General features: G+C 60.3%; 7 protein-coding genes. 6 read left to right on the top strand and 1 reads right to left on the bottom strand.

Features of this window, described 5'->3' with window-relative positions:
* The 6 genes from AC1DSF_RS13925 to AC1DSF_RS13900 all read left to right on the top strand — a co-directional run.
* On the top strand, window positions 1-2,867 hold a 2,867-nt coding region (locus tag AC1DSF_RS13925), incomplete at its 5' end, for an Ig-like domain-containing protein (RefSeq protein ID WP_478182949.1).
* Between the two features lie 114 nt (window positions 2,868-2,981).
* A complete protein-coding gene (locus AC1DSF_RS13920) occupies window positions 2,982-4,004 on the top strand; it encodes an OmpA family protein (RefSeq protein ID WP_478123446.1) in 1,023 nt (340 codons plus the stop codon).
* Window positions 4,005-4,140: 136 nt separating this feature from the next.
* Complete coding sequence (locus AC1DSF_RS13915; protein ID WP_478123445.1) at window positions 4,141-4,368, top strand: hypothetical protein; 228 nt, start codon at window positions 4,141-4,143, stop codon at window positions 4,366-4,368.
* 232 nt (window positions 4,369-4,600) lie between these two features.
* Window positions 4,601-7,696: a UDP-N-acetylmuramoyl-tripeptide--D-alanyl-D-alanine ligase gene (locus AC1DSF_RS13910; RefSeq protein WP_478182948.1), complete on the top strand. Its 3,096-nt coding sequence runs from the start codon at window positions 4,601-4,603 to the stop codon at window positions 7,694-7,696.
* A gap of 393 nt (window positions 7,697-8,089) precedes the next feature.
* On the top strand, window positions 8,090-9,037 hold the full coding sequence (locus tag AC1DSF_RS13905; RefSeq protein WP_478123443.1) for an alpha/beta hydrolase family protein: 948 nt from the start codon (window positions 8,090-8,092) through the stop codon (window positions 9,035-9,037).
* An 80-nt stretch (window positions 9,038-9,117) separates the two neighbouring features.
* On the top strand, window positions 9,118-10,074 hold the full coding sequence (locus AC1DSF_RS13900; RefSeq protein ID WP_478182947.1) for a D-alanine--D-alanine ligase: 957 nt from the start codon (window positions 9,118-9,120) through the stop codon (window positions 10,072-10,074).
* Between the two features lie 225 nt (window positions 10,075-10,299).
* On the opposite strand, the gene AC1DSF_RS13895 is transcribed toward AC1DSF_RS13900, so the two are convergent.
* Window positions 10,300-10,866, bottom strand: coding sequence for a hypothetical protein (locus tag AC1DSF_RS13895; RefSeq protein WP_478123441.1), 567 nt, complete (start codon window positions 10,864-10,866; stop codon window positions 10,300-10,302).
* Between the last annotated feature and the right edge of the window lie 70 nt (window positions 10,867-10,936).

The following is a 10,936-nucleotide window of genomic DNA, read 5'->3' as shown; positions in this document are numbered from 1 at the left end:
GCGACACGATCGTCGTGATCGACAACGGCACGCCCGTTGGCGAGACGAAGGTCGACGAAGACGGCAACTGGAGCTTCACGCCTGATACGCCGCTGGGCGAAGGCAAGCACGAGTTCACGGTGGTCGAGCGTGATGAGGCGGGCAATGAAAGCAAGCCGTCGGATCCGCACGTGGTGATCGTGGACACAACCCCGCCGGGCCAGCCGGCCGTGGGCGAAGTGACTGACGACGCGGGCTTGGTTCAGGGTCCGGTGCGCAATGGCGAGAGCACGGACGACACGACACCGACACTGGTGGGCAAGGGTCAGCCGGGCGACACGATCGTCGTGATCGACAACGGCACGCCCGTTGGCGAGACGAAGGTCGACGARGACGGCAACTGGAGCTTCACGCCTGATACGCCGCTGGGCGAAGGCAAGCACGAGTTCACGGTGGTCGAGCGTGATCAGGCGGGCAACGAAAGCAAGCCGTCGGATCCGCACGTGGTGATTATCGATACGACAGTCCCAGCACTGGTACTGAAGGCGCCTGAAGTGCCGGAGATGGCAGACGGTGTGATCGACTCGGCAGAGGCCAGCGATGGCACGTGGGTGATTATCCCGTCCTATGCGGGCATGGTCGAGGGCGACGTGATCACGATTGACTGGAACGGCAAGAGCTACGAGCACAAGGTGGAGTCGTTCGAAGTAATCSTTGGGTCAGTCAAGGTGAGGATCCCTGCAGACGATCTGATCGGGCAGGACACGGCGTTCGACATCTCCTATACGGTGACGGACGCAGCGGGCCACGGCTCATCGCCGAGCCCGACTACCCCTGTGAGGATCTACGCGATGGGACCGGGCAAGCCGGCAATTGGCGAAGTGATTGACGACTTGGGTCTGGTTCAGGGTCCGGTGGGCAATGGCGAGAGCACGGACGACACGACACCGACGCTGGTGGGCAAGGGCGAGCCGGGCGACACGATCGTCGTGATCGACAACGGCACRCCSRTTGGCGAGACGAAGGTCGACGAGGACGGCAACTGGAGCTTCACGCCTGATACGCCGCTGGGCGAAGGCAAGCACGAGTTCACGGTGGTCGAGCGTGATCAGGCGGGCAACGAAAGCAAGCCGTCGGATCCGCACGTGGTGATCGTGGACACAACCCCGCCGGGCCAGCCGGCCGTTGGCGAAGTGACTGACGACGTGGGCTTGGTTCAGGGTCCGGTGGGCAACGGCGAGAGCACGGACGACACGACACCGACACTGGTGGGCAAGGGTCAGCCGGGCGACACGATCGTCGTGATCGACAACGGCACGCCGGTTGGCGAGACGAAGGTCGACGAGGACGGCAACTGGAGCTTCACGCCTGATACGCCGCTGGGCGAAGGCAAGCACGAGTTCACGGTGGTCGAGCGTGATCAGGCGGGTAACGAAAGCAAGCCGTCGGATTCGTGGACTGTGATCGTGGACACGAAGAAGCCAGACGCGCCGGTGATCAGCGCAGTGATTGACGATCAAGGCACGGCGACGGGCCCGATTGCTGAGGGCGCGACGACGGATGATGCAAAGCTGGAAGTCCGTGGTACAGCGGAGTCGGGCAGCACGGTGACGATTTTCGATGGCGGTCAGGTGCTGGGGCACGTGAAGGCTGATGACAATGGCAACTGGAGCTTCACGCCGGACACGCCGCTGGCCGAAGGGAAACATAACCTGACGGCTGTGGCGACGAACGCAGTGGGCACCAGTGAACCGAGCGGGCAATTCGGGTTCTCGTTCTTGCTGCCCGGACACTACGAGTTGGATTTCAGTAACTCAAACGTCGTTGGGCTAGCTCACAACTTCTACAACGCTGGTGATCGTCATGATGTAAAGATGGTGAATGGCGTAATGCGTATAGGCACGCATTCCCAAGCTCCGGGACAGGACCCGACGTCACAGCTCTATTACAAACTTGGAACCTCGGATAATCGACCGACTGCCTTTTCGGTTGATTTCGATCGGATCGATCCGCAATACAACTATGTTGTGAGGGTCGTTGTCACCGAAACGAATGGAGCCTACGGGAATTCACGGCTATTAACTTCCTTTAATTTGGATGCTAAAGGTGCAAATCATATTGAAATGACCTTGCCGGAAGGCTACACGTTGCTAAGACTGGACATTGTGTTCGACAACGCATCTCCCGGCTTCGATATAACGGGTAGTTCTTACTACACTGCTGAATACCAGCCCGAAATCGGCGTGTCTGATGTCCTGACGGACGAGGTCGCGGTTTTCGAGATTCAGGACGTCGAGGATTCGTCTGATGCAGGTGCAACGGCAGATGCAGATGTCCCTGCTGACAGTGGCGTCGACGATCAGAAGCCAAGCGATTCCGATTCGGCACTCGACAGTGACGATCAGTCAGTAGACGTGACCTCGACTGAGGGCCCGGATACAGCGCTTGATCTTCAGGGCACTGAGTATTCGACCGGTATGGACGGTGATGTTCATACTGAAAGTGGTGTGGACGTGTTGACGCTGACAGGTTCAGACTTGGTGCTGGATCTGGCGAACGTTGAAGTGAAACTGTCCTCGGTCGAAGTGTTCGATATCACCGGCACGGGCGGCAACACGCTTAAGTTGTCGCTGGGCGATGTGCTCGAGCATGGCAGCCAGGACCTGTTCATTGCTGACGGCCGCACGCAAGTGATGGTCAAGGGCGATGCGGGCGACAAGGTCGCGCTGTCTGATCTGCTGCCTGAGGGAGAGGACAACGGCGACTGGACGCAACAGTCTGACAACACGACTGTGGATGGCATCCAGTATGACGTCTTCTACCACTCGGGTCTGAATGCCGAACTGCTGGTGCAGCACGGCGTCGAGACAACGCTGAACAACCACTGATCTCCGGATGGTCCGCGACGCATGACCTGCGTCGCGGACCCGGAATCACCAATCATTTAATCAGGCTCTCTGAGCAGCATTGCGCTGCCCCGGGGGACCGCTTTTGAACCAATCATGACTTCCAATCAAACCCTGATGCGTGCGCTCGCAGGCGCATTGCTCGTGACGGCGGGTACCTTGCCCGCCATCGCACAACAGACTTTCTCTAATCCGCAACCGCCGGTCACTCAGGCAGGCGCATCCGACACCACGCCGACGGTCCGTGCCGGTACGCAGCCTGGGAAGGTTTTCGGCCAGAGCTACGCGCCGGTCGGACAGGTCGGCCCTCAGCAGGCGCAGATCATCTACTACCGTGAAGCATCCGCAGGGGCAGGCCGTTCGGCCGCCGCTCACGTCTACCTTGATGGCGAATTGCAGACCGCGTTGCTGCCCAACGGCTACAGCGTCTTCTGCGTCAAGCCGGGCCAACACACGCTGGGTGCGTACACCCACGATGCGCCGCTGTACAAGGGCAAGAACGCTGGTGGATCGCGTGCTGAACTGAAGGGCGGCATGACCTACTTCGTAAAGGTCGGGCCGATTGACAGCAATGGCGCACCGGTGGTGGTGCCGCGCAACGAAGCCGAAGCCCAGTTGCAGGGCATGCGCGCCCAAATGCACGTGCTTTCCCGTGCATCGGCAGTTCAGGCGTGTGACTATCCCTCAGTCCCCGTGGTACAGGCTACTGCGGCGGCACAACCTGCCACGGCGAGAGAGTACACGCTCAAGGGCGACACGCTGTTCGCCTTCGGCAAGGCTGGCACTCGCGACATGACTGCCAAGGGCCGAGCGGAAATTTCGCACCTTGCTGAGCAGATTCTCGCGGAGAACGCCTCGTTGGAAGCAGTCACGGTGATCGGCCACGCGGACCCCATCGGCCCGGACGCAGCGGCGCAGAAACTTGGCGAGCAGCGTGCGATGACGGTTCGCCGGATGCTAATCGAGCATGGTATTCCGTCGTCAAAGATCACAGCGGAAAGCGCGGGCAACTCCAATCCGCTGGTCACAGAGTGCAGCGGCACGATGCAGCAGAAGATTGCCTGCAACGCACCCAACCGCCGCGTGGTGGTGCGCGTGAATCTTTCCCGTCCAGCCTGATAACGGGACGCGGGCGCTGGCCTTTGGCGAGCGACCTTCCTGGATCGGGAAGGTCGCCGTACCCACTGTACCCTTGACCCCGCCTTTCACCGCGCGCCTCCGGTAAACGGTGACGGTCCAAACACGGAGTGTCGCGATGACCAAACAAACAGCCACCCCTGCAATCAAGGTACTGCTCGCCTATGCGGCGTTGCGCGACAAGGATCAGGAATTCTTTAACAGGGGACTCAATGAGTTTGTCTTTGCGGCCCCGTCGCGCAAACATGAGTTTATCGAGCAGTGGCAACGAGCGCTCGCGGCTACTTGTGAAGCGCCGATACCGTCGATACACACAACTGATCGAAGGGGGCCGGGCAATAGATGATGTCCGGCTCGCTGGGCCGGCAACCTGTCAATAAGGCTTGCTCCCTCAAGCCTGGCCGGGCTGATGTAAGTGACCAGCGAGGCCGCCGATGAACATCTCGCAAGCGCTCGACAGGTGAGCGCCAATGAGGCATCGTGTCCGGTCAAATTTCATTGCCGCTGTCAGACAAAGCATCATCGCCAAGTATCGGGCCGCAGGCGTGTTGTCTGTCCCTACCCAGGAGTAACCCATAGTGACTACCCCTTCTGAGCACGCGCATCCCAACCCCACAGACTTCCCTGCACTGTTCGCGCGAATGCGCTGCGTCGTTGAACCTAAAGTCCAGCCCCTGGCGGCGCCGTGGCCGTCCTTTGTCCTGTTCTTTTCATGGAGTGATGGGCAGCGGCGGGCCGATGTCGTGAGCGCAACGGCGCCGACATTTGCCCTGGCCTGGGACGCCGGCATGGCGCAGGCGATGCAGGCTGCCGGCGCCACCGGAATGGCCGTCCAGTGGCTTCGGGTGGACTGGGTCGATAGCGTTGAGGCCATGACTTGGGACGCGCTGCGGGACCGCCTGGCACAGACCAAACGCAATTATTTTCGTTGCGGCCTGTCGCTGGACAGCGATTTCAGGCAGGCCTTCCTGGAGACCGAACTGAATGCCAGTGCCATGCTCTATGGTGGCCCGGCCCAGGCGCATGCCATGGTGAACACGAAGAACTTCGAACGATATGCCGCCAGCCGACATCAGCTTGCCAGCGTGGATTTCGAGGGCGGGCGGGATGTTTATGTGTTCTCGGCCCGCGGGGCGTTTGCAAGCCGGCAGTCGCAGGAAGTCCACCTCCTGCACGGGACGGGTCTGAATGCCGGACGCCGCATCATCGCCTCTCTCCAGCCGGCAGACGTCCGGGCGCTCGTTGCATCTGGCAGCCGCTATCTGGCCAGCCAGGTGCAGCCAGGCGGGCGCTTCCACTATGGCTGGCATCCCTGCTTCGATCGGCCCATCGGCGCCTACAACAGCCTGCGCCATGCAAGTTCGGTCTATTCGATGCTCGAAGCCTGGGAGGTGACCCGGGACAGTGAACTCAAGACAGCCATCGATGCAGCGCTGCATTATCTCGTGAACGATCTCATCCGACCGATGGAGTTGCCCGGCGGCGCCCGGGCTGCGTTTCTGGTCGAAGGGCAGACCGAAATCAAACTGGGCGGAAACGGAGTGTGCCTGCTGGCGCTGGTCAAATACAGCCAGCTGACCGGCTCAGGCGAATATCTGGCGCTGCTCGAACAACTCGCGACAGGCGTGCTCTTCATGCAGGATGCGGGCACCGGCAAGTTCATCCATGTGCTGAACTATCCGGACCTGTCGGTCAAACAGCCGTTCCGGATCATCTACTACGACGGCGAAGCGGCCTTCGGCCTGATGCGCCTTTACGGCCTGACTGGCGATGCGAGGTGGCTCGCCGCGGTGGAAAAGGCGTTCGACCATTTCATCGAGGCGAAACACTGGAAAGCGCATGACCACTGGCTCAGCTACTGCGTGAACGAACTCACCCGTCACCGGCCGCTGGAAGCGTATTACAGATTCGGGATCCAGAATTTCGCCAGCTATCTCGATTTCGTGATCGAGAGGGTCACGACGTTTCCGACCCTGCTTGAATTGATGATGGCGGCCGAGCAGATGATCAGCCGCATGCAGCAGCAGCCCGGGCTGGGGCACCTGCTCGCCGGGCTCGATCTGGATAAATTCTTCCATGCACTGCATACGCGGGCACAGCGCCTGCTGGACGGCTATTTCTGGCCAGAACTCGCCATGTACTTTGCCAATCCGGGCAGGATCACCGGGAGCTTCTTCATCCGTCATCACGCTTTCCGGGTCCGCATTGACGACGTCGAGCACTATCTGTCCGGTTTGGTCGCCTATCTGAAATATCTGGACGCGCAGCGGCCTTCCTCATCCTCCACGCCCGCGCGGGAATGGAGCGCCGCCGGGATCCAGGCGGCCACCCAGGGGACGTGGCTTACGCCGCCGCCAGCGGGGTGGACGGCGAGCGGCCTGTGCATTTACGCGCCGGCCATGCAGGCCGGAAACGTCGTGGTCGCCCGGGTCGGTGAGGCAGACCGGGGGATCCCTGTTTCCGTCATCCGACAACTGAAGACGCGGCCCGCGGGTGTCATCACGAGCCATCCTGATGCGCAGGCCCAACTTGAGGATGTGCCGGTGCTGCATGTCGCCGATACGGGTGAAGCCATTCTTGCGATGGGGGCCTACGCACGCCGGCAGATGAGCGGCACCGTCCTGGCGGTGACGGGGAGCGCCGGCAAGACAACGCTCGTGGCCATGCTGGCGGACGCCCTCAATGCTTACGGCGAGACCGCAGCGAGTGCGTTCAACGCCAACCTCCCACATGGCGTGAGCTGGAATCTTGCATCAGTCCCCTGGGACGCCCGGCACGTCGTCCTGGAAGTTGCCGTCGGCAACATGCGGAAGAGCGCGGCCATTGCCCGCCCGGACATAGGCATTTTTACCAACATTCAGCCTGCCCACCTCGGCAAAAGCAGCACAGTCACCGATATTGCCCGGACCAAGAGCATGATCTTCGAGGGCATGTCTGCGGGAAGTGTCGCGGTGCTCAATCGCGACATGCTGGAATGGGAGACCGTCCGCCAAGAGGCCGTGGGACGAGATCTGAGAATCTTTGCCTATGGCACGAGCGCCGGGTGCGAATTTCAGCTCGTCGACCATGACGCGTCCGGGCAGCGGGTTGTTGCCCGTATCAGGGGGCGCGATATCACCTACCCGATCGGGACCGCAGGCTCGCACATGGCGCTGAACAGCCTGGCCGTTCTCGCCGCCATCTCGGCGCTCAACTATCCTCTCGAGCCCGCGCTCGAACGAATCGCAAACTTTGCTGCCCTGCCTGGCAGGGGAGAGGAGATTGAGTTGACGCTCCGCGGACGACACCTGACTGTCGTTGACCATGCTTACAACGCCAATCCCGGTTCGATGCAGGCCGCTTTGGAACATTTGAGGGATATTAAGGATGCCCCCAGACGGGTCGCTGTGCTGGGCGAGATGGCGGAACTCGGCCCGCAGGCGCCGCTGTTTCATGCCGAACTCGCTGCTGTCGTCGAGCGTTGTGCGGTCGATCGCGTCTATGTCATGGGCAAACTCTATGCCGACTTCTGGGAACTGCTACCGGTCGCGCGCCGTGGACGCTACACGAATTCTCTCGACGAGTTGAAGGGCGCACTTGACGACGAACTCGTCGACAGGGATGTGGTGCTGCTCAAGGGATCGAACAGTACGGGCATACATCACATCGTGGCGTGGATGAAGGCGTGTGCGTAAGCAGGCCACCTTGACATCCCGGCAAACAATATACCTGTCCGGCGCGCTGAATGACTCGGAGAGGTCAGCCCGTTTCCCATGATGGTCGCGCCTCAGAGGGCAGTCCGCGCGCGGCAGGGGAGTGGAACGCACGAACCGTGTCGGGCGTAGGAGCGCGTGCCGCCCGCGCGCTTGCACATCATTGGTCATTTCTTTTTTAGACAACCTGACGGACCCTTATTCATGCAATCGCTTGTCCGATACTGTCGGCGTTTGTCGCACCTTCTGCACTGGAGGTTCCGGCGGTTCCTGTTCGTTGCCTTTGGCGTTTTTGGCGTCATCGAGCCGAGTCTAGGGGGGCGGCCGAGGCTGGGGCCGTTTGAGGCTCCACGGCCTGCAGAGCTCAATATCCCCGTGGGAAATGAGCCTTTCGATGCCGCGCAGGCTCTGAATGGTTCCTTCAGTTCACCAGAACAGTGTGCACGGGTGCTCGACAGCCTCTGGGTGGAGGTCAGTGGTAAGGGGGATTGCATCCGGTACTACGAGCATGGACTGTCCGGCGGCGAAAATGCCACTGTCCTTGTATATTTCAGCGGCGATGTCATGCTGAGAACCACGAAGGGTGTCAGGCACATTACATCCTCCTACCAGTCCTTTTCGCCCATGAAGATTGAGAAGGATATGGCTGACTGGTCCGCTGATGCCGGCCACCCCGCGCTCTATCTTGCGCGCCCGGGTATCTATGGCTCCTCTGGCGACCATAACAAGTGGCGTACACATCGCGAGATCGAACTGATGGACCGCGCACTGGACCTGCTCAAGGTGCGCTACAACATCGCGTCATTCATCCTGATCGGACATTCCGGTGGTGGCCAGATCGTCGCGGCGCTCCTGAACAGGCGTCGGGACATCGCGGCATCGGTGCTTTCGTCCGGCCTAGTTTCCATGAAGCAGGTTACCGCGTATTGGGAATTTAGGCGTGAAATCCCTGGCCGACTACTTTACGACGCCCAGAGCTATTACGATCCCGTCGACGAAATCTGGCGCATTCGCCGGGATCCGCTGCCGGAAATCTACGTGATATCGGATCCAGAGGATCGTATTGTTCCCTTTTACAGTCAGCTTTATTACGTCCGCCGCCTGCGTGCCCTCGGCCTCAAGCCGCATCACATCTACGCCTATGCGCCCGGGCCGCAACGTCACCTGCTCGCCGGACACGCGAAACGCGCCGCAGCGCTCTTTGCCCAGGGCAAATCAGCGGAGGACATCCGCATGGCGCTTGCTGAACTTGATCTGCCGCAAGTTGTAAGCCGCGATAAGCTACACCCGGCGGCGGAGCATGGTCAGGCGTTGTCACAATGAGGAGCGTTGTCCCGCAATGGGGTGAGCGCGCTGATCGTGGGCTTGCGCGGGGAGCGCCTCGCGCAGAAACAGGGGGCGAAATGGACAGCATCGATCCAAAACGATTCGGCAAGGTGGCGGTGCTACTAGGCGGCGTGTCCGCTGAGCGTGAAGTGTCGCTCAATTCTGGCCGTCTCGTGCTACAGCGTTTGCGCGACGCGGGTGTCGACGCACACCCCTTCGATCCGTCTGCGCGGGCGCTGTCGGCGCTGAAGGACGAGGGCTTTGCTCGCGCGTTCAACGCGTTGCACGGCGGCTACGGCGAAAACGGCCAGATTCAGGGCGCGCTCGATTTCTATGGGATTCGCTACACAGGCACCGGGGTGCTCGGTTCGGCACTCGGGCTCGACAAGTTCCGCGCGAAACTCGTATGGCAGCAGTTGGGCATTCCGACGCCGCCGTTCGAGGCTGTGATGCGCGGTGACGATTACGATGCGCGCGCGCAGGCAATCGTCGCGCAACTCGGCCTGCCGCTTTTTGTGAAGCCGGCGAGCGAAGGCTCGAGCGTCGCGGTGATCAAGGTGAAAGTGGCCGGGGCGCTGCCCGCGGCGATCGCGCAGGCGGCAAGGTTCGACACGATCGTGCTGGTCGAGAAGAGCATTGAAGACGGTGGTGAATACACCGTGTGCATTGTGGGTGATCTCGATCTGCCGGTCATTCTGATCGTGCCGGCGGGCGAGTTCTACGACTACGACGCGAAGTACATCCACGACACGACGCAATACCTGATTCCGTGCGGACTGGCCTCGCAGGAGGAGATGCGCCTTAAAGTGCTCGCGCGCCGAGCGTTTGAGGTGCTCGGCTGCAGCGGCTGGGGTCGTGCCGACTTCATGCTGGACGGTGCGGGCAATCCGTACTTCCTCGAAGTGAATACGGCGCCCGGAATGACCGATCACTCACTGCTGCCGAAGGCGGCGCGCGCTGTTGACATCAGCTACCGGGAACTGGCCCTGAAGATATTGTCACTCACGCTGAAGGATGACAGGATCGATAGCTGAAGCGACGTTCGTCACCCGGTTGCACCGGCAGGAGGTCCGGCTGTTTCGCCGCCTCGCGCTGCATGGAAACGTAATGGACTTCGACGCGCCGGAGGGCACCTGTGTCGTCCCGGAAACTCGAAGTTCTGGAGGGGGCAAGGCAGGACAAGCGCTCCCCGATTTAGTGACATGGAGGCCTGTGTGCGCGCCTCATGTTCCCGGGACGGGCTGCGTTGCCCTGTACCCCTATTCAATCGCTAGAAAAGCGTCTATTTCATTGTTTCGAACACCGCTTCGGCGAACAGCACGCTGGATGACCTTGAGAATTCGGGTGTTGAATACGGCGCTCGTCTGGTTGCCCTTCCAATCGTATTCCGGCCAACCATTCAAACTCGCCACAATGCCGTCTTCTGCATCCAAGGATTGCATAACAACGCTGAGGAAAGGAAGACCACGGACAAGATCATCTTTGAATATTGCACTGCCGTCGGTATAAGTCGCAGATCTAAGGTCGTATGGAAGCTGCATGCTCCGATCAGCTTCGTCCATAAAGCTCGCCAATCGGCTCCAGAAGTCATAAGGAAAATTCTGAGAAAAAACCCGCGACTGCATTTCCTCCATGCTTGCAGGCAGTGGCTGCGCTACGACCATACGCGATTGGTTCACTAGATTAATATCTATGTACGTGGCAGATCGAAAACGTGCACTTTCAAGAGGATCACGAAAACCAAGCAGGTTATATGCTTTTCTGATCGCATACGTCTGTCTTGCCATGTTCTCAACATAGTCGGGAATTTCATTCGGAAAGAACATCCTGTTGATCCGGCAATGCGTTCTCACCGGAAGGCGTAAAAAACCCGAATATTGCTACCGGGTAATTCGT

The sequence above is a fragment of the Variovorax sp. 01N429 genome (assembly GCF_056399425.1).
The sequence above is the reverse complement of the archived record's forward strand: the minus strand, read 5'-3'. Positions and strand labels throughout refer to the sequence as shown.

What these genes read in the sequence shown, in the direction of transcription:
- AC1DSF_RS13920 (WP_478123446.1), top strand. Translation starts at nt 2,982, where the DNA reads ATGACTTCCAATCAAACCCTGATGCGTGCGCTCGCAGGCGCATTGCTC.
- AC1DSF_RS13900 (WP_478182947.1), top strand. Translation starts at nt 9,118, where the DNA reads ATGGACAGCATCGATCCAAAACGATTCGGCAAGGTGGCGGTGCTACTA.
- AC1DSF_RS13915 (WP_478123445.1), top strand. Translation starts at nt 4,141, where the DNA reads ATGACCAAACAAACAGCCACCCCTGCAATCAAGGTACTGCTCGCCTAT.
- AC1DSF_RS13895 (WP_478123441.1), bottom strand. Translation starts at nt 10,866, where the DNA reads ATGTTCTTTCCGAATGAAATTCCCGACTATGTTGAGAACATGGCAAGA.